This window comes from Xanthomonas sp. CFBP 8445 (assembly GCF_025666235.1).
Lineage (GTDB): Bacteria > Pseudomonadota > Gammaproteobacteria > Xanthomonadales > Xanthomonadaceae > Xanthomonas_A > Xanthomonas_A indica.
The window spans coordinates 2,993,423-3,019,620 of the sequence record NZ_CP102594.1 but is presented as its reverse complement, the minus strand read 5'-3'; the positions used below and the strand labels follow the sequence as shown (position 1 = coordinate 3,019,620).

20 protein-coding genes and 1 tRNA gene are annotated in these 26,198 nt (G+C 69.8%); 11 read left to right on the top strand and 10 right to left on the bottom strand.

Going from position 1 to position 26,198, the window contains the following annotated elements:
* Nucleotides 1-135: 135 nt before the first annotated feature.
* The 5 genes from NUG21_RS12880 to NUG21_RS12860 all read left to right on the top strand — a co-directional run bounded on the left by NUG21_RS12880 (nucleotide 136) and on the right by NUG21_RS12860 (nucleotide 6,185).
* Nucleotides 136-1,683: a VWA domain-containing protein gene (locus tag NUG21_RS12880; RefSeq protein ID WP_263391071.1), complete on the top strand. Its 1,548-nt coding sequence runs from the start codon at nucleotides 136-138 to the stop codon at nucleotides 1,681-1,683.
* Between the two features lie 581 nt (nucleotides 1,684-2,264).
* Nucleotides 2,265-2,400: transfer RNA gene (locus tag NUG21_RS12875), tRNA-OTHER, on the top strand.
* An 84-nt stretch (nucleotides 2,401-2,484) separates the two neighbouring features.
* A complete protein-coding gene (locus NUG21_RS12870) occupies nucleotides 2,485-3,705 on the top strand; it encodes an RtcB family protein (RefSeq protein ID WP_263391070.1) in 1,221 nt (406 codons plus the stop codon).
* A 95-nt stretch (nucleotides 3,706-3,800) separates the two neighbouring features.
* Complete coding sequence (gene rtcA, locus NUG21_RS12865) at nucleotides 3,801-4,820, top strand: RNA 3'-terminal phosphate cyclase (protein WP_263391069.1); 1,020 nt, start codon at nucleotides 3,801-3,803, stop codon at nucleotides 4,818-4,820.
* Nucleotides 4,821-5,063: 243 nt separating this feature from the next.
* The gene (locus tag NUG21_RS12860) at nucleotides 5,064-6,185 is read left to right on the top strand and encodes a hypothetical protein (RefSeq protein ID WP_263391068.1); all 1,122 of its coding nucleotides are present in this window, start codon (nucleotides 5,064-5,066) and stop codon (nucleotides 6,183-6,185) included.
* 79 nt (nucleotides 6,186-6,264) lie between these two features.
* On the opposite strand, the gene NUG21_RS12855 is transcribed toward NUG21_RS12860, so the two are convergent.
* From NUG21_RS12855 to NUG21_RS12845, 3 genes are read right to left on the bottom strand one after another with little or no spacing between them, the layout of a single operon-like run.
* The gene (locus NUG21_RS12855; RefSeq protein WP_263391067.1) at nucleotides 6,265-7,044 is read right to left on the bottom strand and encodes a LytR/AlgR family response regulator transcription factor; all 780 of its coding nucleotides are present in this window, start codon (nucleotides 7,042-7,044) and stop codon (nucleotides 6,265-6,267) included.
* Nucleotides 7,041-8,120: a sensor histidine kinase gene (locus tag NUG21_RS12850; RefSeq protein ID WP_263391066.1), complete on the bottom strand. Its 1,080-nt coding sequence runs from the start codon at nucleotides 8,118-8,120 to the stop codon at nucleotides 7,041-7,043. The genes NUG21_RS12855 and NUG21_RS12850 overlap by 4 nt, the downstream gene beginning before the upstream one ends.
* A 44-nt stretch (nucleotides 8,121-8,164) precedes the next feature.
* Nucleotides 8,165-8,920 (bottom strand): DUF2306 domain-containing protein, encoded by a 756-nt coding sequence (locus NUG21_RS12845; protein ID WP_263391065.1) that lies wholly within the window; start codon nucleotides 8,918-8,920, stop codon nucleotides 8,165-8,167.
* A gap of 331 nt (nucleotides 8,921-9,251) precedes the next feature.
* Between NUG21_RS12845 and NUG21_RS12840 the strand changes: the two genes are divergently transcribed.
* The 3 genes from NUG21_RS12840 (at nucleotide 9,252) to NUG21_RS12830 (ending at nucleotide 12,272) form a co-directional block, all read left to right on the top strand.
* Nucleotides 9,252-10,400, top strand: coding sequence for a winged helix-turn-helix domain-containing protein (locus NUG21_RS12840; protein ID WP_263391064.1), 1,149 nt, complete (start codon nucleotides 9,252-9,254; stop codon nucleotides 10,398-10,400).
* 214 nt (nucleotides 10,401-10,614) lie between these two features.
* Nucleotides 10,615-11,667 (top strand): XdhC family protein, encoded by a 1,053-nt coding sequence (locus NUG21_RS12835; protein ID WP_263391063.1) that lies wholly within the window; start codon nucleotides 10,615-10,617, stop codon nucleotides 11,665-11,667.
* Nucleotides 11,667-12,272, top strand: coding sequence for a nucleotidyltransferase family protein (locus NUG21_RS12830; RefSeq protein ID WP_263391062.1), 606 nt, complete (start codon nucleotides 11,667-11,669; stop codon nucleotides 12,270-12,272). The genes NUG21_RS12835 and NUG21_RS12830 overlap by 1 nt, the downstream gene beginning before the upstream one ends.
* A 291-nt stretch (nucleotides 12,273-12,563) precedes the next feature.
* On the opposite strand, the gene NUG21_RS12825 is transcribed toward NUG21_RS12830, so the two are convergent.
* From NUG21_RS12825 to NUG21_RS12810, 4 genes are all read right to left on the bottom strand, one after another.
* On the bottom strand, nucleotides 12,564-14,759 hold the full coding sequence (locus NUG21_RS12825; RefSeq protein WP_263391061.1) for a xanthine dehydrogenase family protein molybdopterin-binding subunit: 2,196 nt from the start codon (nucleotides 14,757-14,759) through the stop codon (nucleotides 12,564-12,566).
* Nucleotides 14,760-14,781: 22 nt separating this feature from the next.
* Entirely contained in the window at nucleotides 14,782-15,783 is a 1,002-nt protein-coding gene (locus NUG21_RS12820) for an FAD binding domain-containing protein (RefSeq protein ID WP_263391060.1), read from the bottom strand.
* The gene (locus tag NUG21_RS12815) at nucleotides 15,770-16,603 is read right to left on the bottom strand and encodes a 2Fe-2S iron-sulfur cluster-binding protein (protein WP_263391059.1); all 834 of its coding nucleotides are present in this window, start codon (nucleotides 16,601-16,603) and stop codon (nucleotides 15,770-15,772) included. The genes NUG21_RS12820 and NUG21_RS12815 overlap by 14 nt, the downstream gene beginning before the upstream one ends.
* Nucleotides 16,604-16,956: 353 nt before the next feature.
* Entirely contained in the window at nucleotides 16,957-19,347 is a 2,391-nt protein-coding gene (locus tag NUG21_RS12810) for a TonB-dependent receptor (protein ID WP_263391058.1), read from the bottom strand.
* A 356-nt stretch (nucleotides 19,348-19,703) separates the two neighbouring features.
* Here NUG21_RS12810 and NUG21_RS12805 point away from each other — a divergent pair, with 356 nt between their 5' ends.
* Nucleotides 19,704-20,036 (top strand): DMT family transporter, encoded by a 333-nt coding sequence (locus tag NUG21_RS12805; RefSeq protein WP_010343489.1) that lies wholly within the window; start codon nucleotides 19,704-19,706, stop codon nucleotides 20,034-20,036.
* 55 nt (nucleotides 20,037-20,091) lie between these two features.
* On the opposite strand, the gene NUG21_RS12800 is transcribed toward NUG21_RS12805, so the two are convergent.
* Nucleotides 20,092-22,164 (bottom strand): TonB-dependent receptor, encoded by a 2,073-nt coding sequence (locus NUG21_RS12800; RefSeq protein ID WP_263391057.1) that lies wholly within the window; start codon nucleotides 22,162-22,164, stop codon nucleotides 20,092-20,094.
* 154 nt (nucleotides 22,165-22,318) lie between these two features.
* On the opposite strand from NUG21_RS12800, the gene NUG21_RS12795 reads away from it, so the two are divergent.
* Complete coding sequence (locus NUG21_RS12795) at nucleotides 22,319-22,732, top strand: MerC domain-containing protein (RefSeq protein ID WP_263391056.1); 414 nt, start codon at nucleotides 22,319-22,321, stop codon at nucleotides 22,730-22,732.
* A gap of 111 nt (nucleotides 22,733-22,843) precedes the next feature.
* Entirely contained in the window at nucleotides 22,844-23,029 is a 186-nt protein-coding gene (locus NUG21_RS12790; RefSeq protein ID WP_160948184.1) for a 30S ribosomal protein THX, read from the top strand.
* Between the two features lie 156 nt (nucleotides 23,030-23,185).
* On the opposite strand, the gene NUG21_RS12785 is transcribed toward NUG21_RS12790, so the two are convergent.
* Together NUG21_RS12785 and NUG21_RS12780 are read right to left on the bottom strand one after the other, a co-directional pair.
* Nucleotides 23,186-24,607, bottom strand: coding sequence for a chloride channel protein (locus tag NUG21_RS12785; RefSeq protein WP_263391055.1), 1,422 nt, complete (start codon nucleotides 24,605-24,607; stop codon nucleotides 23,186-23,188).
* Nucleotides 24,608-24,855: 248 nt separating this feature from the next.
* The gene (locus NUG21_RS12780; RefSeq protein WP_263391054.1) at nucleotides 24,856-26,121 is read right to left on the bottom strand and encodes an alkaline phosphatase family protein; all 1,266 of its coding nucleotides are present in this window, start codon (nucleotides 26,119-26,121) and stop codon (nucleotides 24,856-24,858) included.
* Nucleotides 26,122-26,198 lie beyond the last annotated feature (77 nt).

Here is a 26,198-nt window from a genome sequence, read left to right as displayed (position 1 = left end):
AACAAGCGGGCGCTGCCTCTCGTTTCTCAATTTTCGTATTTCAATCAATGCGTTGAGGTGCGTCCGAAAAAGTTGGCACGGCCATTGCGATATCTGGGCATCACCAACGCGGGCCGTTCCCGCCAGGAGCCTGACATGGTCAACCTCTCTCTGTTCTCGTCCTCGCGTGGCGCGCTGCTGCCGCCGGCGACCGTGCGCAACGACGCCGGCGGCGTCGCCTATGCGCGTTCGCCGCAGGCGGCGCTGGCGCTGTACGCGGCCACCGGCTGCTTGAATGGCACCTTCTATGCGGGTGCCGAGGTGCAACTGCAGCAGGTGCTAGGGCTGTGCGCGCAGGTCGATCCGGCCTTCGTCGCGCAGACCGCGATCTACGCGCGTCAGGTCGCGCACATGAAGGACATGCCGGCATTGTTGTTGGCCACGCTGACCACCCGCGATCCCGACCTATTCGCACGGGCCTTCCCGCGCGTGATCGACAACGGCCGCCTGCTGCGCAACTTCGTGCAGATCGTGCGCAGCGGACAGCTCGGGCGCAAGTCGTTGGGGTCGCGGCCCAAGCGCCTGGTGCGGCAGTGGCTGCAGCAGGCCTCGGCGCAGACCATCGTGCAGGCGGCGATCGGCCAGCAGCCGTCGCTGGCCGACGTGATCCGCATGGTCCACCCGAAGCCGGCCGACGCCGAGCGCGAGGCGCTGTATGCGTGGGTGGTCGGCAAGCCGTACCGCGAGGAGGCGCTGCCGGCGTTGCTGCAGGCGTACGAGGCGTTCAAGCGTGCACCGTCCGGGGCGTTGCCGGAGTTGCCGTTCCAGTACTACACCGCCCTGCCGCTGACCACGGCGCATTGGGCGGCGCTGGCCCGCAACGCCTCGTGGCAGACCCTGCGCATGAACCTCAACACTTTCGCGCGGCATGGGGTGTTCGAGGATCCGGCGATGTTGGCGCAGGTGGCGGCACGCTTGCGCGATCCGGCGCAGATCCAGCGCGCCCGGGTGTTCCCGTACCAGTTGCTGTTGGCCAGCACCGCGGCCAGTCAGTTGCCGCCGCCGATCGGCCAGGCGCTGCGCGAGGCGATGGAGATCGCGACGCGGCAGGTGCCGCGGCTGGACGGCAACGTGGTGGTGGCGGTGGATGTGTCCGGCTCGATGGCGGCGCCGGTGACCGGTTTCCGCCGTGGCGCCAGCAGCAGCGTGCGCTGCGTGGATGTGGCCGCGCTGATCGCGGCCTGCGTGCAGCGGGTCAATCCGCGCGCCACGGTGTTGCCGTTCGACACCGAGGTGCGGCCGCTGCGCTTGCGGCAGTGTCAGGACGTGATCGCGCAGGCGCAGCAACTGGCCGCGTTGTGCGGTGGCGGGACCAGCGTCAGCGCGCCGCTGCTGCAGTTGAACGCGCAGCGTGCGCAGGTCGACCTGCTGGTGCTGGTGTCGGACAACGAGAGTTGGCGCGACACCCGTAGCGGCGCGACGGCGACCATGCAGGCCTGGGCCGAGTTGAAGGTCCGGTGTCCGCAGGCGCGCATGGTTTGCATCGACCTGCAGCCGGTGGCCACCAGCCAGACGGTCGAACGCGACGACATCCTGCATGTCGGCGGCTTCAGCGACGCGGTGTTCGACCTGCTGGCCACGTTCGCGGCCGAAGGCGCCGGGGCCAAGCGCTGGGTCGAGCGAATCGGCTCGATCGTGGTGTGAGGCCTTGAAGGAAGGTGTTACCCGGCGGGCAATGGGGCCCGCCGGGCTGCGGGAGAACCAAGATTCGCGTTGACGGAGGCGGCGATGGCGGCCTCTATGTTTCGCCGCCGGCGTCCACGAATGCCGATGGAACTACAGCCTCCGAAGCTCCAGGTCGCGGGTTCGAATCCCGCCCACTTCAGGGATGGGGTTGGTAGCTCAGTTGGTAGAGCGGGAATGTTCCATCTCTCTTGTCGCGGACGTCGTCGGTCCTGTTGTGTGCGTTGCATGGAAGCACTGGACCCGGCGGGCAATGGGGCCCGCCGGGCTGCGGAAGAACCAAGATTCGCGTTGACGGAGGCGGCGATGGCGGCCTCTATGTTTCGCCGCCGGCGTCCACGAATGCCGATGGAACTACAGCCTTTTAAGCTCCAGGTCGCGGGTTCGAGTCCCGCCCACCCTACGATGGGGTGGTAGCTCAGTTGGACAGAGCGGGAATGTTCCATCTCTCTTGTCGTGGTTGTCGTCGGTCCTGTTGTGCGCGTTGCCTGGCGGATGCAGGCGGAACTCCATCGGTCGCGGGTTCGAATCCCGCCCGCCATATGGCGGTAGCTCAGCGGTAGAGCGATCGTTCCGCGTATGGACTTGCCGCGTGAGGCGATGCGTTGGTTTTGCGGTGAATGCAGGTGGAACTCCATCTGGTAGCCCTTCATGGGTCGGGTTCGAGTCCCGGCCGCCTGGCGGCACTGCCTCCAGGCGGCAGGTTCCACCGTCCCTCGTCACCGCGCTTTTTTTAAGATCCGTTGCACAAGGAGCAACACCATGAACACCGAGCAGTACGACGTCATCGCGCAGCCGGGAGCGGCCCCGATCAAGCTGTGGACCCGCGGCGTGCCGCTGGAAGACGAGGCGCGCCAGCAGCTGCAGAACATCGCCAAGCTGCCCTTCATCCATCGCTGGATCGCGGTGATGCCCGACGTGCACCTGGGCAAGGGCGCGACCGTCGGCTCGGTGGTGCCGACCATCGGCGCGATCGTGCCCGCCGCGGTGGGTGTGGACATCGGCTGCGGGATGATTGCCGCGCGCACCTCGCTGGTCGCCAGCGACCTGCCGGATAACTTGGCGCCGATCCGCAGCGCGATCGAGCGTGCGGTGCCGCACGGGCGCACGCCCGGCGCGCGCGACAAGGGCGCGTGGCAGACGCCGCCGGGCGCGGCGGTGGACGGCTGGGCGCAGCTGGCCAGCGACTTCGCGTTGATCTGCGAGCGCCATCCGCGCCTGCGCAAGACCAACAACCTGCAGCATCTCGGCACGCTCGGCACCGGCAACCACTTCGTGGAGATGTGCCTGGACGAGGCGCAGCGGGTCTGGTTCATGCTGCACTCCGGTTCGCGCGGCGTCGGCAATGCGATCGGCAACCACTTCATCCAGCTCGCCAAGGAGGAAATGCGGCGCTGGATGATCAACCTGCCGGACCAGGACCTGGCCTATCTGCCGGAAGGCAGCCAGTACTACGGCGACTACGTGTTCGCGGTGGACTGGGCGCAGCGCTATGCGCGGATCAACCGCGAGATCATGATGCGCAGCGTGGTCGAGGCGGTCCGCACGGTGATCGCCAAGCCGTTCGAGGCGCAGGCCGAGGCGGTGAACTGCCACCACAACTACGTCAGCCGCGAGCACCACTTCGGCAAGGACGTGTTCGTGACCCGCAAGGGGGCGGTGAGCGCGCGCAAGGGCGAGCTGGGTATCATTCCGGGCAGCATGGGGGCAAAGAGCTTCATCGTGCGCGGGCTGGGCAATGCCGATAGCTTCCACAGCTGCAGCCATGGTGCCGGCCGGGTGATGAGCCGCACCGAGGCGCGCCGCCGCATCAGTGTCGACGAACACGCCAAGGCCACCGCACACGTGGAGTGCCGCAAGGACCAGGACGTGGTGGACGAGTCGCCGGCGGCCTACAAGCCGATCGAGGCGGTGATGGCCGCGCAGCGCGACCTGGTGGACATCGTGCACACGCTGCGGCAGGTGGTGTGCGTCAAGGGGTAGCAAGAGGTGCCGGCCGGCTCGCAGTGCCGCCGGCCGGCGCCGATCGTCCGTGCGGGCTTGCCCGCGCGGGGTTTTCAATGATGGATTGTTTCGCAATGGACATGATCGAACTCGATGGTGCGGCGGGCGGCGGGCAACTGCTGCGCACCGCGCTGACGCTGAGCCTGTGCACCGGGACCGGCTTCACCTTCAGCAACATCCGTGGCGCGCGTCCGCGTCCGGGCCTGATGCGCCAGCACCTGACCGCGGTCGTGGCGGCCGCCACGATCGGCCAGGCGCGCACGCACGGGGCGCAGATCGGCGCGACCACGCTGCGCTTCGAGCCGGGAGCGGTGGTGCCCGGCGACTATCAGTTCGCCACCGGCAGTGCCGGCTCGACCACGCTGGTGCTGCAGACGGTGCTGCCGGCGCTGTGGCGCGCCGCTGCGCCGTCGCGCCTGACCCTGGAAGGCGGCACCCACAATCCGCTGGCGCCCTGCGCCGATTTCCTCGCCGAGACCTATCTGCCGGCGCTGCAGCGCCTGGGCGTGGCTGCGACGTTGACGCTGGACCGGCATGGCTTCTATCCGGCCGGCGGCGGCGCGCTGCGGGCCAGCATCGCGCCCTGTGCGCAGGTGCAGCAGGTCTCCTTCGATGCGCGTGGCGAACTGCAGGCGATCGAGGCGCAGGTGCTGGTCTCGGGCCTGTCCGGCAAGATCGGCCGCCGCGAACTGGCGGTGCTGGCCGAGCGTCTCGGCATGGACGCCAATCCGCGCCACGTGCACAGCGTGCGTCCGGCGCAGGGCCCGGGCAACACCGCGCTGGTGCGGGTGCGGCATGCGGCGCATGTGGAGGTCTTCGCCGGTCACGGCGAGCGCGGCGTCTCCGCCGAGCAGGTCGGCGAACGCCTGGCGGCGCAGGTGCGCCGCTACCTGGACAGCGGCGCCTGCGTCGGCGAGCACCTTGCCGACCAGTTGCTGCTGCCGATGGCATTGGCCGGTGGCGGTGCCTTCACCACCGACACGGTCAGCGCGCATCTATCCAGCAATGCCCGGTTGATCGAGAAGTTCCTGCCGGTAGAGATCGCCTGGGAGCAGGTGGCTCCGCAGCAGTGGCGGGTGGTGGTGTCCAGCTGAGGGCGGCGGTGCTGTCGGCGGGGTGCAACGATGTCGATGCAGGGATGGCGCAGCGGGCGTGGTCGTGCTCGCGAGGACCTGAAAGACCGACAGCGGCGCGGAACGCAACGCCGCTTGTCTACCCTTGGCGCCGCCGGTTGCCGGATGCAGGGCCATAATTGCCCAGCGCGGGCGCAGTCCCGCGCGGTCCCGGCGGTGTGCCGGGTTCCTGCCGCAGGATCAGGCGCTCAATGGAGGATGCACATGGACAAGAACGTGCGCGTGCTGTGCTGGTTGTTGTCGTCGACGCTGCTGCCGATCGCGCAGGCGATGGCCGATCCCCCCACCGAACTCATGCAACCGCTGCCCGCGTCGCTGATCTTCAACGACGACAACGGCAAGATTCTCGGGACGTCCGGGCCGCAGCAGCCCACCGCGTATGCCCTGGCGCAATGGGGCGCCAATCCGGACAGTTCGGATACCTTGCAGCCGGTCGTCGGCGGTCCGGGGCAGGGTTGGGAGACCGCCAGTGTGCGTGCGCGGGTGAAGTACTACCCGGTGTACGCCGGTCATGCCAATGCCTACGAACTGGCGCAGGCCGACAACAAGTGCGCCGGCTCGGATCCGGGCAATCCGAATCCATACGATGGCGAGAAGGATCTGTTCCTGGTGACCGCCGATCCGAGGTTCTGGGGCAGTAATGCCCTGCTTGGCTTCACGCCCAGTGCGCCGCTGTCCAGCCTTGGCGCCATCCGCGTACGCGTCGGGTTGAGCAGAACCTACGAGGACGATGTCCGCTGCGGCGGGACGGCGCCCAGCGGCACCGGCTATACCTTCAGTTTCATCCTCGGCAATACCCAGGGACAGACCCTGTTCTATCAGATCGACCTGGGCCATACCGGCGCGACCCCGGCGCAGGATCCGTCCACGCCGTGGTGTCCGCATGGGTACGAAGACACGCAGAGTCTGGACTTCTGCCTGGACGACGACATCCGCAACATGGGCGGGCAGTGGAACCTCGCCGGCACGTCGACGTCCAACGACGTCGATTTCCTGCCCAGGCTGCTGCAGGTCATCGGCAAGGGCCACACCAAGCCGGTGCGCGATAAGCAGGGCAATCCCATCAATCTGGACCGCGATCCGAGCCACTGGACGCTGACCTCGGTCTATATGGGCCACATCACACAAGGCAAGACCATCAGCACCACGATCTGGTACGACCCCAGCGTCAAGACCTGGCCGGGCGGCACCTTCTGCAATGCAGCGGGCACGCTGACCCAGTACACGTGCAACATGAGTTCCCAGGATGCGGCCCAGCTCGGATCGGGGTGGGTTGCGGTGGGCAATGCCTGCTATCACCGCAACGCGGGTACGTCCTGTCCGTAGTGACGCGTTGCTGCGCGCGGCTTTTCGCCACGATGCACGTGTCGCCGTTTCCGCGTTGCGGCGTTACCGCCGGGCGGACTTACATCGCCCGGAACAGCGGCAGATAGCTGCGGCTGACCGGCAACGTCTCCTTGCGGCCGCGCAGGTGGATCTGTGCGGTCTCGTTGTCGCCACGCACCACGTGCAGGATCGCGCGGCGGTTGACTACCACCGCGCGGTGCACCTGCTGAAAGTCATCCGGATCCAGTTGCGCGGCCAGGTCCTTGAGCGGCGTGGCCACGATCGATGTGCATGCCTGTCCGTCCGGGTCGTGCCAGGCGACGCTGGTGTACTTGCTGTCCGAGCGCAGGTAGTCGATGGCTTCCACCGCGATCAGGCGCACGGTGGTGCCGCTCTGCGCCTGCAGCCAGCGCAGCGGGGCGGGGCGCTCGGATGGACGCAGCCGCTGCGCCAGGCGCAGCAGTTGCTCGGTCAGGTCGGCTGCCGGTTGCGCTGCCTGCAGGCGCTGTTGCAACCGCACGACGGTGTCGGCCAGGCGCGCGTCCTGCACCGGCTTGACCAGGTAGTCGAGCGCGCCTTCGGCAAAGGCCTGCACCGCGTAGTCGGTGTAGGCGGTGACGAACACCAGATGCGCGCGGCGGCCGATCTGCTGCGCGGCCTGCACGCCGGACAGGCCTGGCATCTGGATGTCGAGCAAACAGATCTGCGGCGTGTGTTCCTCGAACAGGCGAACCGCCTCGCGGCCGTTGCGTGCCTTGGCGACGATCCGCAACTCGGGCCACAGGCGGGCAAGCTGACGCCGCAATGCCTCGCGCAGCAGCGGTTCGTCGTCGGCGATCAGCGCGGTGGGCGGGATCATCGGGGCGGTGCTGCCATCGGCAGACTGAGGTCGGCGCAGGTACCGTGCGGCAGACGCGGACGCAATTGCAGTTGCGCCGTGTCGCCGAAACCGAGCGCGAGGCGGTCACGCAAGGTGCGCAGGCCGGTGCCCAGCCCACCACGGCCGCGGTCCTCACCGGCGCCACTGTCCTCCACCCGCAGATGGCAGCGCTCGCCGCTGCGCCAGGCGCGGATGGCGATGCTGCCGCCGTCCTCGGTCGGGTCGATGCCGTGCTTGACCGCGTTCTCGACCAGGGTCAGCACGGCGAGGGTCGGGCAGCGCACTCCCTGCACGGCATCCTCTGCGTCGATCGCGTAGTGCAGCCGGTCGGGCATGCGCATGTGCATCAGCTCCAGGTAGGCGCGCGCCAGCGCCAGCTCGTCGCCCAGCGTGGTGGTGGCCTCGTGTAGGCGCGGCACCGCGGCGTGCAGGTAGGCGGTCAGGCTGCGCATCAGGTCTGCGGCCCGCGGCGACCCGACATCGATCAGCGCCTGCACGTTGGCGAGCGTATTGAACAGAAAATGCGGGGCGACCTGGCGTTGCAACAGCTGCAGGCGCGCGTCGAGCGCCTCGCGTTCCAGTTCGCTGCGTTCCAACGCGAACGCCAATACCTGGTGCCGGGCCAACGCATCCTTCTGCCGCACCAGGGCGGCCAGCGCCATCCATGGCGCGATCAGTACGCCGACGATGGTCAGCGTAGCGAAGCCGGACAGCCGATCCGGGTCCTGCCAGAACGGCGGCGCACCGGCGTGGGTGGAGCCCAGGTAGATCAGCAGGGTCGTCGTCGGGATCGCCAGTGCGACGCCGGCCACCTGCAGCGCCCAGCGCGCCAGCCAGCGTGGCAGCCGGTGTGGCCAGCGCTCGAATAGCGTGTACGCAGCCAGTGCGGCCGCGCCCAGCATGAGGCTACGGACCAGGACGGGCAGGGGAGTTTCCCAACTCAGGCTCATCAGCAGGCCGAGCATGCCGGAGACCAGGAACACCGGCACGATGCGCGCCCAGGTCAGCAGCGCGGGCGCGCGCGGCGATGCGGGGAGCGGAGACGGAGGCGACATGGCCGCGAGCATACCGGAGCCCGAGCGTTCGGCGAGGTGGCGGCTCAGGCTTGCCGCAGCACCGGCCACCACATCCCTGCGACCGCGGCGAAGGTGCCGATCAGGGTGGCCGCGCTCATCGCGACCAGCACCACGGCCGCCAACCACCGCGGTCCGCTGCGGCGGCTGTCGAGCGCGCGTAGATACAGTTCCAGCACCGCCAGCGGCAGCAACGACTGCGCGAACGCCAGGGCGGTCAGTGTCGGGCCGACGAACCGATCCGGATCGAAGCCGACCGGCGCCTGGTTGAGGGCGAGCCGGCCCATCAGCCCGATCCGGAAAAACCACACGCCGCTGACCACCAGGAACAGACGCAACGCCCAGCGCCGATGCGCCGGCCACTGGCCGTGGCGGGCGTGGCGCCAGGCCATTGTCACGCATAGCAGGATCAGCACCGCATTGACGCTGGTGCCGAGATGCTGTCCCAGATCGCCGGCGACGCCGCCGCGGATCCAGATCATTGCCAGCCCGCCCAGGCTGAGGACGACGGCGCAGACCAGGTAGATGCGTCCGTTCCAGCGATGCAGGGCGGGACGCCTGCGCCGCCACCCCGGCAGCAACTGCGCTGCGCCGCCGAGTACGATCGCCACGGCCAGGCCCAGGTGCAGCGCCAGTACCGCATTGAACACGGTGTCGCCGGCGACATGGCCGCGGGCCGTCACCTGGTTCCAGCGCTCGGGGGTGCCGGCCAGCGCGGTGCGTCCGTAGAAGCCGGCGACATAGGCGGCGAAGGCGAGCTGACCGCCGATGGCGATGCTCATCCACAGCGCTGCGGCACCACGCAGCAGGCGTGTCGCCCAGCCTTGCCCGGCGTGCGGCCGCGGCGGCCTCGCCAGGTGGGACGCGGTGGGAGCGGGGTGGTGCGGCATGGAGGTGATCGAGGACATGACGGCGTGAGCGACGGTGGCGGTAGCACGCAGTGTCAACAGCGCGGCGCTGCCGCACCTGCGCGATCGGACGGACGGCGGCCACGGCGGACGAAGCGCGGCGGATGCAGACGGGACGCGTCGCGCCGGCTGCCCGGCGCTCCGCGTTGCGCAATCCGGGTTGCTATCCTCATGGGCGCTGCCGCGTTACCAGGAAGGTCGTTCGATGCGCACTCCCGTCGCTTCTGTCCCACTCGCGCCCACGCGGGCGCGCGCGCTGTGGCTGCACGCCCAGCGGCTGACCACGCCGGCACCGTTTGGCGATGGTGCCGAGGCCGTGCGGCAGGCCACTGCGCACCTGGGCTATGTGCAGATCGACACCATTCACGTGATCGCGCGCAGCCACCACCACGTGCTGTATACGCGCATTCCCGCGTACCGCGAACAGGACCTGGAACAGGCGCAGTCGCAGGACAAGTCGCTGTTCGAGTACTGGACCCATGCCTTGGCCTACGTGCCGGTCGCCGACTACCGCATGTACGTGGCGCAGATGGCGCGACGACGGGCGCAGGCCGACGCCAGGGGCGCTGTCGATGCGCAGGACTACGCACGGCTGCTGCGGCGTATCCGCAGCGAGGGGCCGTTGTCGATCCGCGACATCGACGACGACGTGCTGGTCGAGAAGACCCACCCGTGGGGCAGCCGCAAGCCGTCGCGGGCCGCATTGCAATACGGCTTCTTCAGCGGCGACCTGGTGATCAGCCAGCGCAGCGGCATGCTCAAGACCTACGAGCTGGCCGCGCGGCATTTCGGCTGGCGGCAGCGGCCGCGTCCGGTCAGCGAGGCGCAGTACGCGCGTTACCTGCTGCAGCGTGCGCTGCGCGCGCAAGCCATCGTCGGCGTGGAGTCGATCTGCTATGGCGAGACCGCCGCCAAACCGGCGATGCGTGCGTTGATCGCCGCGGAAGTGGCGCGCAAGCGCCTGATCCCGGTGCATCTGCAGGGCCAGGAAGGCGTGGCCCTGTGGGCCGAGCCGGAGGTGCTGGACAGCACGCCGCCGTCGCCGGATCCGACCCGGGCGCTGTTGCTGTCGCCATTCGATCCGCTGGTGATCCAGCGCAAGCGGCTGCAGCAGTTCTTCGGCTATACCCATCGCTTCGAGGCCTACGTGCCGGCGCCGCAGCGGGTGCTGGGCTACTTCGCGCTGCCGGTATTGGTCGGCGACCGCATCGTCGCCGCGCTCGACCTGAAGATGGATCGCCGTGCCGGTCGCCTGCTGATCCAGCAATGGACCTGGCTGGAACCGCGACGGGCGGCGCTGCAGGCGACGATCGACGCGGCGCTGCAGCGGTTCGAGCGCTTCCATCTGTCGTAGCGGGCCGTCGCCGCCGCGAGTGTGTGGCGTGCCGGTGGCGCAAGGTCGGCGGCGCCGCATCCGCAGCGCAGCGCCGGACTGCGGCACCGCGCCGCGCATCGTCGATCTCCCTGCGCCGCCGCCGCGAACGCGACGCCTGCGAGCGGCCAGAGGGTCACCTCGCGACCACAAGCCGCCGCTTAGGCTCTGGATTCCCCCTTCGCCTGGCCGCCGCATGTCCGCTGCCCGCCACTGTCTGCAAGATGCGCTCGACGCCTGCCGCCGCGGTGCGCCCGCGGTGTTGGCCGTGGCGATGGCCCGCGAAGGCTCCACCTACGCGCATGCCGGGGCGATGGCCCTGTTCGGCGCCGATGGTGCGCAGCAGGGCTGGCTGAGCGGCGGTTGCCTGGAGCCGGAGATCGCGCGCTGCGCCGCAGAGGCGGCCGATGCCGGTACGCCGGTGTGGATGGAGATCGACACGCGCGAGGACGAAGACCTGCTGTCCGGCTCGGCAGCCGGTTGCCGGGGGCGCTTGCACCTGGCCTTGTTGCCGTTGCACGCCTTGCCGGGTTTCGACGGGGTAGCCCAGGCCTGGCTGCAGGGCCGCGGTGGCCTGACCCTGGCGCTGGACGCCGACGGCGGCATCGTCGCCAGTGTCGCCGAGCAGGCGGTGCGGTGGTGCCTGCCGTGGCGCACGGTCTCGGCCGCGTCGCCGCGTGTCGGCGAGGTGTACGTGCCGCCTGCGCCCCGGGTCAGTGTCTTCGGCGCCGGCCCGGAAACCGCCTTGCTGCTGCCCTTGCTGCGGCAGTTGGGCTGGATGACCACCCTGGTCGAGCAGCGGCCGCGCTGGTCTGGGTTGGCCGCGCTGGCCGACCGCGCGCTGGCGTGCACGCCGACGCGCGCGGTGGCCGACTGCGCCGGCAGCGATGCGGCGCTGGTGATGCACCATCATTTCGAACTGGACCGCGAAGCGCTGGATGCGCTGGCCGGCACCACGATCCCGTTCGTTGGCCTGCTGGGACCGGTGCGGCGGCGCGAGGACCTGTTCCGTTTGCTGAGCCCCGCGCAATGCGCGCAGTTGCTGCCGCGCCTGCATTCGCCAGTCGGGCTGCGCCTGGGCGGCAACGGTGCGGAAGCGATCGCGCTGAGCATCGCCGCGCAATTGCAGGCCAGCCGGGCGGTGCCGCCGCGGCTGAGCGCGGTCGTGCAGGCGAGCGACAGGCCGCGGCGATCGCATCGCGATGCGCTGGCGGCAGCGCGGCCATTGCTGGCCGAGGGCGGCGGCTGATGGCGCAGGCGCACGCGGCGTTGATCCTGGCGGCCGGCGCCAGCCGACGCCTCGGCCGCGCCAAGCAGGCGCTGACCAGCGACGGCGAGCCGCTGCTGCGCAAGGTCGTGCGGCTGGCCTTGTCCACTGCGCCGGCGCGCTGCGTGGTGGTGCTGGGCGCGCAGGCCGAGGCGCTGCGCCCGCTGCTGCAGGGATTGCCGGTGGAATGCGTGCGCAATCCGGGCTGGTCCACCGGCATGGGCGGCAGCCTCGACTGCCTGCGTGCGGCGGTACGCGACGATGCCGCGATCACCCGCAGCCTGGTGCTCGGCTGCGACCAGCCGGCACTGGCCGCGGCGCATCTGCACGACCTGCTGGCGGCGGCTGCGCGGGCGGCCTCCGGTTGCGCGGTCAGCGCCTACGCCGGCGTGCGCGGCATGCCGGCGGTGGTGGCGCAGCAGCGCTGGCGCACACTGCCATTGGGCGGCGACCAAGGCTTGCGCGCGTTGTTCGCAACGCTGGCGCCGGACAGCCTCGGCTGCATCGTCGCCCCGGCGTTGGCGCTGGATCTGGATACGCCGGAAGATGTGCAGGCGGCGGTGGCGCGGGGATGGCTGGATCCGTAGCGGTTGCCGTCGGGCGTGGCGTTGCGGTGGTTCCTGCGGGGGCTTGCATTGCGCTGCGCGAGGTGCAGCCGAGCAGGGGCTTCTGTCAGACGACGGTCGATGTTGGAAGGACGTTCTGCTTCGCTCGTCGTGCTGAAGGTCGCCCCTCACGCCGCCGGAAGCCCCGTTGTAGGAGCGGCTTCAGCCGCGACCGGCGTTAACGGGAATGCCTGTCGCGGCTGAAGCCGCTCCTACGAGGGGGGAAGGGTGCACGGCGCGTTTCTGGAGCGCGGCGCGCAGGGGCGCCCGCGCTCAGCCGATCAACTTGTCCGGCGTAATCGGCAGGTCGCGGATGCGCTTGCCGGTGGCGTGGAACACGGCGTTGGCGATGGCCGCGGGAATGCCGACCATGCCCAGTTCGCCCATGCCCTTGACCCCGAGCGGGTTGACGATGGTGTCGTCCTCTTCGACGAACATGGTCTGGATCTCGTGCACGTCGGCGTTGACCGGCACGTGATAGTCGGCCAGCGAGGCGTTGAGCATGCGTCCGTAGCGATGGTCGATCTCGGTGCCTTCGCTGAGCGCCATGCCGATGCCCATCACCACGCCGCCGATTTCCTGGCTGTGCGAGGTCAGCGGATTCATGATCTTGCCGCAGGCAGTGGCCTCGATGACCCGCGTCACCTGCACCATGCCGGTATCCGGATCGACCTTGACCTCGATGAACTGCGCACCGTGTGCGGCGGTCGCGTACTTTTTGCGCTCGGCCGAGGGCTTGGATTCGTGCACCACCTCCAGTTCCTGCAGGCCGTGCTGGCGCATCAGCTTGGCGACGTCCAGGCCGGCCTCGGGCTTGCCGGTCGGGCGCAGCTGGCCATCGACCAGTTCCACCGCATCCACGTCCAGCCCACTGAACGCGGTCTGCCCATCCTGCCTGGCCAGTTCCAGTAGCTTGCCGCGGATCTCGCGCGCTGCGCCGTGGATCGCGCTGCCGACGCTGGCGGTGGTCCACGAGCCACCCTGCGCCGGCGCCTTGGGCAGGCGCGTGTCGCCGAGTTCGAACTGCACGCGCTTGGCGTCGATGCCCAGATACTCGGCGGCGATCAGGGTCATCACCGTATAGGTGCCGGGGCCGATGTCGGCGGTGGCACTGCCGACCCGTGCGCTGCCGTCGGCCTTCAGCACGACCCGCGCCAGCGCCGGCATCTGCATGGCCGCCCAGGTGCCGGTGGCCATGCCCCAGCCGACCAGCAGGCGGCCGTCGCGCATGGAGCGCGGCTCATGCGAGCGCTTGCTCCAGCCGAAGGTCTCGGCGGCGAGCGCGTAGCACTCGCGCAGCGCCTTGCTCGAGAACGGCTTGCCGCTGTCCGGGTCGGTCTCGGCGTAGTTGGCCAGGCGCAGTTGCAAGGGATCCATCTTCAGCGCATAGGCCAGTTCGTCCATCGCGCACTCGATGCCGAACATCTGGCTGATCGTGCCGGGCGCGCGCATCGCCTGCGGTGTCGGCAGGTCGGTCTCCACCACTTCGAAGCGATCCTCCACGTTGGGGCAGGCGTACAGCGAGCGCGCATTGCGGAAGATGGCTTCGTTGAACGCCTCGATGCGCGAGGTGTTGAGCACGTGCCGGTAGCGGATCGCCTGCAGCGTGCCGGCGGTGTCGGCGCCCAGGCCCAGTTCCACGCGATAGTACGGGCGATAGCCATGGCCGCTGAACATCTGCCGCCGCGTGTAGACGATTTTCACCGGCAGCCCGACCGCCTTGGACACCGCGCCGAGCAGGAAGGTGTAGTAGTTCGGGCGCAGGCACGAGCCGAACGCGCCGCCGACGAACAGCGACACCACGTTGACCTTGTCCACCGGAATGCCGAAGTAGCCGGCCAACTGTTCGCGGTCCTGGTAGACGTTCTGGCTCTTGTTGACCACGGTCAGGGTGTCGCCGATCCAATAGCCGATGCCGCCGTGCGGTTCCATCGGGTTGTGGTGCTCGACCGGCATCGTGTACGCGGCCTCCAGCTTCACCGGCGCGGCGGCAAACGCCGCGGCCGGGTTGCCGCGCGGTTTCGGCGCGTCTTCCGGGGTCGGATCGTGCGCCTGGTCGAGCAGCGCGTCGAAATCCGTGTGCGCGGTCTCGGCGGCATACTCCACCTGGATCAGCCGCGATGCGTGCCGCGCCTGCTCGAAGGTGGTGGCCACCACCACCGCGATCGGCTGCGCGTTGAAATGGATGCGGTCGTCGACCAGGGCGCGGAACGACAGGTCCTCGCCCTTCTTCTTGATCGCGTCGGAGACCGGCTTGATCGCATTGAGATGGGTCAGCACCTTGATCACGCCCGGCGCGGCCTCGGCGGCGCGGGTGTCGATGCGCACGATGCGGCCCTTGGCGATGGTGCTGGTGAGGATGTAGCCGTGGACCAGGTGCGGGATCTGGAATTCCGCCGCATAACGGGCCTTGCCCGTGACCTTGGCGTAGCCGTCGACGCGGCGCATTTCCTTGCCGATGTAGTTCATTGCCGGTTCTCCGGTTGGCCGCTCACGCGGCGTCGCTGCCGCTGGCGCGGTGCAGGGCGCGGATCATCGCGTGCTTGCCCATCGGGATCTTGTAGGCGTTGTGCGCCAGCGGCCGCGCCGCGGCCATCTCGGCCTGCGCGGCGGCGGCGAAGGCGGCCTCGCCGACGGCTTGCCCGACCAGCGCGGTTTCGGCGGCGCGCGCGCGCCAGGGTTTGTGCGCCACCCCGCCCATGGCGATGCGCGCTTCGCGGATGCGCCCGTCCGGTTCCAGGGTCAGCGCCGCGGCCACCGAGACCAGCGCGAACGCATAGCTGGCCCGGTCGCGCACCTTCAGGTAGTGGCTGTGCGCGGCGAAGCTCTGCGCCGGCAGGGTGATCGACTCGATCAACTCGCCGTGCGCCAACTGGTTGTCCAGGTCGGCGCGCGCCTCGGGCAGCAGATGGAACTCGGCGAACGGGATCTCGCGGTGGGCGCCGGCCGGCGTGCGCACGTGCACGGTCGCGTCCAGCGCGGCGAGCGCCACGCACATGTCCGACGGATGCACCGCCACGCAGTGCGGGCTGTGGCCGAAGATCGCGTGGGTGCGGTTGAGCCCCTCGCGCGCGCCGCAACCACTGCCCGGTTCGCGCTTGTTGCAGGGCAGGGCGGTGTCGTAGAAGTAGCCGCAGCGGGTGCGCTGCAGCAGGTTGCCGCCGTTGCTGGCCATGTTGCGCAGTTGCATCGTGGCCCCGGCCAGGATCGCCTGGCTCAGCAGCGGATAGCGTTGGCGCACCAGCGGATGGTTGGCGGTCTGCGTGTTGTTGGCGAGTGCGCCCAGGCGCAGGCCGCCGTCGGCGGTTTCGGCGATCTCGGCCAGGCCCTTGAGCCGGGTCAGGTCGACGATCTCGTCGGCACCGGTCACCCCTTCCTTCATCAAGTCGAGCAGATTGGTGCCGCCGCCGAGGAAGCGCGCGTTCGGGTTGGCGGCGACGCGGCGGATCGCGTCCTCCGGCGAGGTCGCGCGCTGGTACTTAAACGGCGTCATCCGCCACCTCCTTGGCCATCTTCAGCGCGGTCAGCTCGGACTGGTCGACATAGCGCCACGACAGCGGCCGCGGCGCGCCGCCGCTGTGCACGTCCTGGATGGCGGCGACGATCTTCGGGTAGGCGCCGCAGCGGCAGATGTTGCCGCTCATGCGCTCGCGTACCTCGGCGTCGCTGAGGTCGGTGACCGGCCGACTGACGTCGGCGCTGACGTGGCTGGCGTCGCCGCGCTTGATCTCGTTCAGCAGGGCCACGGCCGAGCAGATCTGCCCTGGCGTGCAGTAGCCGCACTGGAACCCGTCGTGCTGCACGAACGCGGCCTGCATCGGATGCAGCCGTTCGCCGTCGGCCAGGCCTTCGATGGTGGTGATCTGGGTGTCTTCGGCCTGTGCGGCCAGGGTCAGGCAGGACAGGCGCCGCTCGCCGTCGACGATCACCGTGCAGGCGCCGCACTGGCCGTGGTCGCAGCCCTTCTTGGTGCCGGTCAGTGCCAGATGTTCGCGCAGCGCGTCCAGCAGGGTGGTCCGTGGGTCCAACTGCAACGCGTGGCGCTGGCCGTTGACCTCCAGGACCACCGGCAGCGCATTCTGCGGCGGCGCGGCCTTGGCAACGGGCGCGGCGAATGCGGCCTCGCTGAAGAGGATCTGCCCACCCGCGCTGCTCAGGCCCGCGGCCGAGAGCAGGGCGATGAATTCGCGGCGCGAGAGGCCATTGATGCCGAGCCGGCGTGCGAGCGCGGCCTCGTCCTCGCTCAGCGGGGTATCGGGCGCGCTGTCGGCGGCGCCGGACGCGGCCTCGGAACGGCGGGGGTCATGCTGCATCGGTCTCTCCTGCCTGGGGACCGCCACCACGCGCGCCGTGGCGCAGCATGGAGCGAATCGACCTGGGTAGCGGCGCCGCCATCGCGACGCCGGCGTAGGGGCGCGCATCGGCACCCGAGCGCCAGCATCGCGGCGGTACCGCGAAGGGATTGCGAAGAGATCGCGAAGGCAGGGTGTCGAGACAGTGATGCGGTCAGGCGGATGCGCACGAGCGGGAACGGCGCACATGCGCGGCGTCGAGCGCTTCTGCAGGAGCGGTCACCGCCGCGACAGGCATCGATCGCGCCTGTCGCGGCGGACGCCGTGCGACGCACCGTGCGATGGCAGCACAGGCGTCTGCCATCGTGCGGGCGCTACCAGCGATACGCCACCGACAGCTGGTACTGGCGGCCGGCGATCGGGCGTCCCATGAACACGCCCCCGGTGGCCGCACCGGGCACGCGCACATTGCCCTCGGTCAGGCCCAGGGTGTCGGTCACGTTGCTGCCGCTGACGGTGAACTCCCAGTGCTCGCCGCTGTGCAGGCTGGCGCCGAGGTCGAGCATGTCGTAGGACGGCAGGCGCTGGCTGTTGGCCAGGTCGGCGTAGCGCTCGCCGATGTAGGAGTAGGTGGCGAACACGCGCAGGTCGCCGAACGGCAGCATCCAGTAGTAGCTCGGCGTCAGCCGGAACTGGCGCTTGGGCTGGCGCATGACCTGGTTGCCGGTGTACTCGCGGTAGTTGCGGTATTTCGCATCCAGCCACACCCCCGTGCCGGCCAGCTCGAAGCCGCCGAACGGGCGGATCGCGCCTTCCACCTCCAGGCCGTAGGCGCGCGAATCGCCGACCGTGGTGAAGTTGCTGCCGTTGGCCAGGAAGGCCTGGAACGGCGAATTCTTGAAGGTGTTGTAGAACGCGGTCAGGTACAGATCGTAGTTGGCCGCACCCGACTTCAATCCCAGTTCGTACTGCCGGATGTCCTGCACCTTGGTCTGCCCGTCGCGCAGGTTGTCGAAGCCGGGGAACTTGACCCCGGAATTGACCCGCGCGAACACGCTGTTGTGCGCGTCGAGCGTGACGTTCAATCCGGCGGTCCACGACAGCGCATTGTCGTCCTGGTCGATGCGCCGCGCGCTCGGCAGCGAGATCGAGGTGGCATTGTCGTACAGCGTGGCCGGATTGCCGTCCAGGTCCACGGTGGCGGTGTCGTGCACGGTGCCGGTGACGTGCTGACGCTCGTAGCGCACGCCCAGGTCCAGGCGCAGGCGCTCGTCCAGCTCCCATTCGTCGGCGACGAACACCGCCGCGTTCTCGCCCTCGTAGTGCGCCCGCAGGGCCAGGAAGGCGGTGCTGGTGAAGCCGTCGCGGGTGGGCTGGCGGCCGTCGTCCAGCGTCACGTCGATGCGCCGCGCATGGTTGCGCGCGGTCAGCAGCATGGTGTTGCCGAGGTACCAGGTGTCGTTGGAGGTATACCTGGCGTAGTAGCTGCCCACGGTGAGCGTGTTGCCGGCGAACAGCGCGCGGCTCAGGCGCAGGTCGTTGGTGAAGGAGTTCAGGCGCTTGTCCACCGACCACCAGCCGGCTTCCAGCACCTGCTGGTTCGGATCGACCGCACCGCCGCCATTGGTATAGCGCGCGCTCCCGGTGCTGCCGTAGCCGGCGATGAAGTCGCCCAGCCGCTGCGGCGCGTCGCCGGTGAACAGCGCATAGGTCGGTGCGGTGCCGCCCATCACGTTGAAGCGGTCGGCGATGGTCCAGTCGCCCAGCTGCCAGTTCAACTCGCCGCCGAACACGTCGATGTTGACGCCGCGGCCGTCGCCGAGGTCGCGCTGGATGGTCTGGCCGTTCGGGCCGACCGGCAGGGTGACGTTGCGGAAATCGTCGCTCAGCAGCGTGCCGCGCTGCGCATTGAGGCCGGGGAAGCTGGACAGATCGCGGCCGTTGTTGCGCGACAGCAGCGGGATCGCAGTGTAGAAGGCGTTGTTGTCGTCGGTGTGGCGCGCATAGAACGACAGTTCGCCGCTGTCCCAGCGCTTGCTCAGGGTGGCGCTGAACTGGCCGCCCTTGTCGGCGGGGAACTGCGGGTCGCGCACGCCGTCGGTCTCGCGGAAGAAACCCCCGACGCTGTAGTACCAGCCATTGCCCATCGGCCCGCTGTCGAACAGGTCGATGCGGCGCAGGGCGTCGCTGCCGCCGGTGAGGCGCACGCTGCCTTCCGGCTCGTCCTGGCCCTTCTTCTGGATGAAGTTGACGGTGATGCCGGCCTGGCCGTTGGAGAAGATCGGACTGGAGCCGCCGCGCAGCACCTCCATGCGTTCGATGGTGTCGTCGGTGCGGAACAGCGTGGAGTTTTCCAGGAACGACAGGGTCGGCGGCGGGAACAGCGGTGCGCCGTCGAGCTGGAAGGTGACGAACGGCGCATCGCCTTCGGACGGCATGCCGCGCACGAAGATGTTGGCGCCGGTGCCGCCGCCGCTGGGCTCGGCCCACACCCCGGGCACGATCTTCAGCAGGTCGGCGCTGCTCTGTGGCACCGCCTGCTGGATCTGTTCGGGTGTGGCGGTGGTGATCGAAAAGCTCGCATCGCGCTTGCGCAGGCCGCTGAAGCGCGCAGTGCCGCTGACGACCACGGTATCCAGGGTGGTGGCGTCGGGTTGTGCGACAGGCGCAGCGGGGGCATCGGCGGTCTGCGCCAGCGCGGGGGGCGCGAGCAGGGCGGCGGCGACGGACAGGGGCAGCAGCTGGCGGAGCGGGGCAAATTGCATGAAGAATCTCTCCTTTCTTCATCCGGAACGGTCGGCCGGCAGGCGGGCGCACGCGTGCAGCGCGTGGCCACGTCGCAGCGGCCGCGACGGCGCGAGACAGAGGGCAACGCGCGGCGCTCTTTGTACCCCTGTCCAGCGAGCGGGCTGTTGTGCAGCGCGGTACGCGCCAGGTTTGCGTGACAGGTTGCCCACGCAGGCCGCCATCGCACGGCCATGCACGGCCTGCGCTGCGCAGTACGGTGTCGCGCGACCAGGGCAGGTGCGGTGGCGCGGATGCCTCTGGCAGACGCGCCGTCGCCATCGTCGCCACGCCGCACTTGCTATGGTCGCGCGCGTATTTCCAAGAGCGTCCTGCAATGAAGAACTGGTTGTTCCTGCTGGTGGCCATCCTCGCCGAGGTGGTCGCGACCTCGGCACTGAAGGCCAGCGAGGGCTTCACCCGGCTGTGGCCGACGCTGCTGGCGCTGTGCGGCTATGGCATCGCCTTCTACCTGCTGTCGCTGACCCTGCGCAGCGTGCCGGTGGGCGTGGCCTATGCGCTCTGGTCGGGCATCGGCATCGTGTTGATCTCGCTGCTGGCGTGGTGGCGGTTCGGCCAGGCGCTGGATCCGCCGGCGATCGTCGGCATGGCGCTGATCGTCGCTGGCGTGGTGGTGATCAACGTGTTCTCGCGCAGCGCGCCGCATTAGCCAAAGAAAAGGCCGCCCGAAGGCGGCCTCCTCACGCTGCTGCGAGCGTGCCCGATCAGAAGAACAGGCGCACGCCGAACGAGGCGCTGCGGCCGGGCAGCATGACGTCGTCCTTGAGGAACGAGGTGTGCACGCGGGCATCCTGGTTGGTCAGGTTGTTGCCGTCCAGGAACACTTCCCAGGCGGTGCTGCCGCTGTCGATGTGATAGGCCAGGTGCGCATCGACCAGGGTGTAGCCGGCGGTCGGGGTCTCGTTGACCGCCACCTTGTCCTGCTTCTGGTAGCGGGTGGCGCCCAGCGCGGCGCGCCAGTTGCTGGCGTCCCAGCGCAGCTGCGCGCCGTAGCGCGCCGGCGCGATGCGCGGCAGGTTGCCGCCGTCCTTCAGCCGCGCACGCACGGTGTCGCCGAACACGCGCAGGTCCCAGGCGCCGCTGTCGTTGTTGGCCAGGTGGAAGGTGGCTTCGCCCTCGAAGCCGTGGAAGATCGCATCGGCCTGGGTCCACTGGCGGATCGGCAGGAAGTCGTTGTCTTCCTCGTGGTACCACTGGCCGCCGGTGTCGACGATGTAGATGAAGTCGTCGTAGCGGTTGTAGTAGCCGGCCACCTTGGCGTCGACCCAGTCGTTCTTGAAGATCAGGCCCAGTTCGGCCTGGTTGGCCTTCTCGGTCTTCAGGTCGGGGTTGCCGATCTCGTAGGCGAGGGTGGCGATGTGCGGGCCGTTGGCGAACAGCTCTTCCTCGGCCGGGGCGCGCTCGGCGTGGTCGAGGTTGGCGGTCAGGCGCCACTGTTCATTGAAGCGGAAGCCGCCGCTGAGCGACAGGCTCTTCGGGGTGAAGTCGCGGTCCACGCCGGTGTCGGTCTCGTACTTGGTCTTGTCCACGCGTGCACCGACCTCGGCCTGCACGCGGTCCCAGCTGTTGCGCGCCAGCGCGAACACGCCGAGGGCGCGGGTGTCGGTCTTCGGCACGAAGGCTTCTTCGCCGACCGCCTGGAAGGTGGAATCGCTGCCCTGCACGCCAACCGCGGTCTGCCAGCCGCCGCCCAAACCGAAAGAGGCCTCCACGCGGCCCTCGTTGGCGCGCTTGTCGAACTTGGTGCCCACTTCCGCGCCTTCGAACTCGGTGTGGGTGTAGGCGGTGTGGCCGAAGCTGTAGCGCAGCGCGCTGCCGTCGCCCCACGGGTCGTTCAGCGCGCCCTTGAGCTCGAAACGGTCCTGGTGCAGCTGCAGCGACACGCCGCGCTCGCCGGCGGCCGGGTCGCCGGGTTCGCCCGGGTTGCCGTAGTTGTCGCGGAAGCGCGAGATCGACACGCCGACGAAGCCCCAGTCGCCGGCCAGCGAGCTGCCGATCGAGCCGACCTTGGACTTCACGAACGAGTTGAGCTGCGGGCCCTGCGGCGTGTCGTAGTCCTTCAGGTTGCGATACACGCCATCGGCGTGGATCGACAGGCCGCTGCCGTTGCCGGCATCGACGCGGAACATGTCGGTGTTGCCGCTCTTGTCGCCGCCTTCCCAGCGCGCTTCGGCACGGCCGTGCACGCCGTCGACCGGGGTCTCGGCGATGCGCCCGTCGACCACGTTGACCACGCCGCCGATGGCGCCGGAGCCGTACAGCAGCGTCGACGGGCCCTTCAGCACTTCGATCTGGTCGGCCAGGAACGGCTCCACCGCCGGCGAATGGTCCTGGCTGACCGTGGACACGTCCTGCGAGGACAGGCCGTCGTTGAGCACCGCCACGCGCGGGCCGTCGAGGCCGCGGATGATCGGCCGGCCCACGCCGGGGCCGAAGTTGGAGCTCTGCACGCCCGGCAGGCTGGCCACGGTCTCGCCGATGCTGGCGCCGCGGTTTTCGTCCAGGCGCTCGCCGGCCAGCACGTCCACCGGCTGGCTCAGCGCGCCGGCCGCATCGCGCAGCGGGCTGGCGGTGACGACCACCTGGTCCATGTCCTTCACGTGCCGGTCGTGCGTGTGGCCCGCGCCGTGGCGACTGTCGCTGGCCGGCGGCGTGGCGTCGGCCGCGGCGGTCGCCGTGGTGGGGTCGGCGGCCAGGGCCAGTGACGGGCTCAACAGGCCAAGCAGGGCCAGGGACAGGGCGGAACGGCGGAGCAGGGCGGGACGGTGAGAGGGCATGGGCATTCCATCAGGAGGGACAGTCGGGGCGACGTGCGCGCTGCCGACACCGCACAGCGGCGGTGGACGGTCGGGGAAGGGGCACGGGACGCGCTGGTCGCCGGCGGCCGAATGTTATATTATTCCGTAACACTTTCAACCCGTGCCGCTCGTCATGTCCTCACCGTTCGATCTGCGCGCCACGCTCGACCGCCTCGGCGCCACCGGTTCGCTGCTGTGCGCGGTGCATTGCGCGGTGCTGCCGCTGGCGCTGGCGGTGCTGCCGTCGCTGGGTCTGGCGATGTGGCTGGGCGAGGGCGTGGAGCGCAGCCTGGTGCTGTTCGTGACCTGCCTGGGGCTGTTCAGTCTGGTGCTCGGTTATCGCCGGCACCGCGCCTGGCAGGCGCTGGGCCTGCTGGTGCTCGGCCTGCTGGCGCTGTGGGCCGGCCTGCTGGTGCCGGCGCTGCACCACGCGGTGGCGCCGCACGCGGCGATCATGACCTTCGGCGGCACCCTGGTCGGCCTTGCCCACCTGCTCAATCTGCGCCTCAATCACGGGCACATCCACGACGCAAGCTGCGCCCACTGAGCGCACGTGGTAGGCTTGCCGCCCTTGCGCGAGGGCGCCGACCGCGTTGGCCTCGCCAAACCCCGTGCGTCGCGCGGGGGTTTTCGCACATACATTCAGGAGTCGATGAGCATGGGTAAGGGTGACCGCAAGACCGCCAAGGGCAAGCGCTACAACGCCAGCTACGGCAATGCGCGCTCGCACAGCGTGAGCAAGGTGGCCGTGGGCGCTGGTGCGCCGGTCGCGAAGAAGTCGGTGGTCAAGGCGCCGGCGGCCAAGAAGGCCGTGGCCAAGAAGACGGTCGCCAAGGCCGGCTGAGCCAGCCACCGGTTGCGACGAAGAACGCGGCGCTTGCGCCGCGTTTTTTTATGTCTGTTTTTTGCTGCCCGGCCGCCGCCAGGCAGCGGCCTTGCGGCGAAAGCGGGAGTGGCGGCGCGCTTGCCGATCGCGCCAGCGCCGGGGACGCGCCGGCAATCAGTGCGGGCGTGGCGCGGTCGGGCCGTCGTCGCGGTCGTCGTGGTCGCTGCCGGCCAGGTCGGCCACCAGCGAGGTCGGCGCTTCCTCTTCGGCGGGCGGCGCCGACGCCGGTGGCGGTGCCACCAGCAACAGCTCGGCCAGGCCGCGATAGATCGGCGTGCGGCACACCAGCGCCGAGGCGCCGCGGGCGATCAGCACCGTGGCCAGGATCGGCAGCAGCATGTCGCTGCTGTCGGTGAGTTCCAGCGAGATCACCGCCGAGGTCAGTGGCGCCTGGGTCACCCCGGTGAGATAGGCGCACATGCCCAGCAGCACGAAGATGCGCGGGTCCACGCCCGGCATCAGCACGGCCAGGTTGTGGCCGAGTCCGGCGCCGACCGCCAGGGCCGGCGAGAACAGGCCGCCGGGGATGCCGGCGACGTAGGACACCAGGTTCGCCAGTAGCTTCATCAGCCCGAACTCGTGGCCGACGCTGGCGTGCCCCTGCACCAGGCTGCGCGCCTGCTCGTAGCCGGTGCCGAACGCGCCGGCGCCGAAGATCAGGCCCAGCAGGACCAGCGCCAGGCCGCACAGTGCGGCCAGCAGCACCGGCTGCCGCCGGCGCAGGTCGCCCAGCCAGCGCGGCTGGCCGGCGGCGCTGGCCAGCACCATGCGCGAGAAGGCGCCGCCGAGCAGGCCGGCGACCACGCCGCACAGCAGGATCGCCAGCCACGCCTTGCCCAGCGGCAAGCCGGCGGTGGCGACCCGGCCGAAGTAGGTGTAGTCGCCGAGCAGGCCCAGCGAGATCACGCCGCCGACGATCACCGCGGTCAGCAGGGTGCCGGAGAAGTGGTGCTCGAAGCGCCCGCTCAGTTCCTCGATGGCGAACACCACGCCGGCCAGTGGCGTATTGAACGCGGCAGCGATGCCGGCGGCGCCGCCGGCCAGCAGGAAATGGCTGGCCTGGCGTGCGTCGCGGAAGCCGAACCAGCGCCCGAACACATACATCAGGCTGGCGCCGACGTGCACGGTCGGGCCCTCGCGGCCGATCGAGGCGCCACCGAACAAGGCCATGGTGGTCAGCATCAGCTTGCCGGCGGACACGCGCAGCGACAGGTTGGACTGGCGGAAGCCGTCGTCGGTGCGGTCCAGCGCGGCGATCACCTGCGGAATGCCGCTGCCGCGGGTGGGGCGCAGCGCGCCGTTGGTCAGCCAGGCGAGCAGGGCGAACACGCTCGGGGTCAGCAGCAGCGCCCACCACGGCGAATGCGCGGTGATGCGCTGGAACACGTGGAAGGCGGCGTCGCTGGCCTTGGCGAAGACGATGGATACCAGTGCCACCGCCACCGCGCCGCCCCACAGCACGGCGCGCTGCTTCCAGCTCTCCTGCGAGATCAGTTGGCGCAGGCGCGGTGGTTGCGCGGAGTCGGGCGAGTGCATGCGGCCATTGTCGCACGCGTTGCCCCGGGCGGGCGTCGGCGCGCCGACGCCGTTGCCCTGGCGCTTAGGGCGTGTCACCCATTCCCGAGTATGCCGCGCGCCTGCCATGCCCAACCCGAAGGGCCGCGATTGTGCCCGCCTGTGGCCGCGTCATCGCTCGGGCGTGGACGGACGTCCACTTCCTCGCTCCTCCTTGCCACAGGCACGCGCAACCGCGGCGCGGCATGCTCGGGGATTGGTGACCCGCCCTAGCGCAGCGCCGGCAGCAGGGCCTGCGGATCGCCGTCGTTGGGCGCGGCGGGGATGCCGAGCAGGCGGGTCAGCAAGGGGTAGACGTCGACGTTGTCGATCGGCGGCAGGGTGACGCCGCGGCGGAACGCCGGACCGCGGGCGACGAAGACCGCGCGCATCGACGGCAGCGCCGGATCGTAGCCGTGCGAACCGCGCAGGCTGCGCGGCTTCTCGGCGATGCGTGCACGCGGCAGCGCATCCCAGCCCTCGTGCATCTGGCACACGATCGGCGGGATGCGCGGGTTGCTGCCGTAATGCCAGCGCGCCGGCAGTTCGCCCTTGCGCCAGCAGTCGTACTGCGGGTGCGCGCCGAGCAGCCGCGCCTCGGTCGCGGCCTCCTGGCCCGGGCGCGGGGCGATGCCCACCGACTGCCCGTAGCTGATCACCGTGGCCTGTTGCGGCGACACCATCTCTTCCACCGCCAGCACCTGCTTGGGTGGCACCGCGGCCATGCCGTGGTCGGAGACCAGTACCAGGTTGATGTGGTCCAGTTCGCCACGCTGCGCCAGGCCGTCGAGCAGACGCCCGATCGCGGCATCGATGCTGGCGATGGCCTGCGCGTATTCCCGGGACTCCGGGCCGTGGTCGTGGCCGGCTTCGTCCACCTGTTCGAAGTACAGCGTCAGCAACTGCGGCCGCGGCGCGCTGGCATCGTCCAGCCAGCCCAGTACCTGATCGACCCGCGCGTTCGGCGGCATGTCCGCGTCGAAGGTCTGGCGGCGGCTGGGGCGCACGCCCTGGATGGCCGCCTCGCTGCCCGGCCAGGCCCAGGTCGCCGCGTGCAGGCCGGCCTTCTCGACGCCGACCCAGATCGGCTCGCCCCCCCACCAGCGGCCATCGCCGACCGCGGCGCGATCGCTGATCTGGAACGTGCCCAGCACCGGGTCCTGCATGCTGTTGTGGACGATGCCGTGATGGTCCGGACGCAGGCCGGTGGCGATGGTGTAGTGGTTGGGGAAGGTCAGCGACGGATACGAGGGCGTCATCCACTGCGCGCGCACGCCGTCGTGGACCAGGCGGCTCAGGTTCGGGGTGATGCCGCGATCGAGCATGTCCGCGCGCAGGCCGTCGATCGAGATCAACAGCACCGGCGTGGGCAGCGCCGCCGGCGCGGCGGCGCTGGCCGCGGCGGTCGCGTGCGGGGACGTGGAGGGGGCGGAGGCGCAGGCACCGAGCAGCAGGGTGGCGCAGGCGAGCGTGGAGCGCAGGACGGAGGACATCATCGCCGCATCATAAAGCGCGCACGGTGACGTGGCGAAGACAGCGCCGCCGCGCGCCCAGCGGCTGACGGATGCGGCAA